The organism is Alcanivorax sp. HI0083 (assembly GCF_001635175.1).
The window spans coordinates 1-701 of the sequence record NZ_LWFX01000593.1; the positions used below are offsets into that span (position 1 = coordinate 1).

1 protein-coding gene is annotated in these 701 nt (G+C 56.5%); it reads left to right on the top strand.

Annotated elements, in window-relative coordinates; translation table 11 throughout:
* Positions 1–39 precede the first annotated feature (39 nt).
* Positions 40–701: PAS-domain containing protein (locus A3754_RS06000; RefSeq protein ID WP_231880509.1), on the top strand; the 662-nt coding region annotated here is incomplete at its 3' end.

Sequence of the window (701 nt, forward strand, 5' to 3'; positions counted from 1 at the left end):
GTCTGCAAGCGCGGGTTGGGACATCCACGGGCGGAACCTTTGTTCTTCGATTACATGCGCCGGCGTGGGGTGTCGGAAGAATTGGAATTGCCGGCGCCCCTGCATCTGGTGCGATATGTGGAGCGGCTGCTGGCGGGCACCATGGGGGCCTCCACCGCACGCATTGTGATGAGTTCGTTGCTGCGCAAACAGAATGGCCGCCACGATGATGTGGTGCGGATGATGGACGAAGCCTCCGAGCTGATTCAGTTCAACCATCAGTTGCTGCGCACCACCATTGAAACCATTAGCCAGGGCATCTGCGTGGTGGACCGGGATATGCAGGTGGTGGCCTGGAATCAGGCCTACGTAAAGCTGTTTGATTATCCGGACGGGTTGATTCGGTTGGGGCGCTCCATCGCCGATGTGTATCGCTATAACGCCGAACGGGGTTATTACGACGGCGAAAATATGGAAGAAAACGTGACGCGGCGGGTGCAATTATTACGCGAAGGGTATGCGCATCAGTTCGAGCGGGAACTGCCCAATGGCATCGTGGTGGAGGTGCGTGGCACGCCTATGGTGGGCGGCGGTTTTGTCAGTACGTATATGGACATCACCGAACGCAAACACGATGAAAAAGCACTTCGCCAGATCAATGAAAATCTGGAGCAGATGGTCTCGGAGCGTACCCGGAAACTGTCGGAGCTGAATGCCAAACT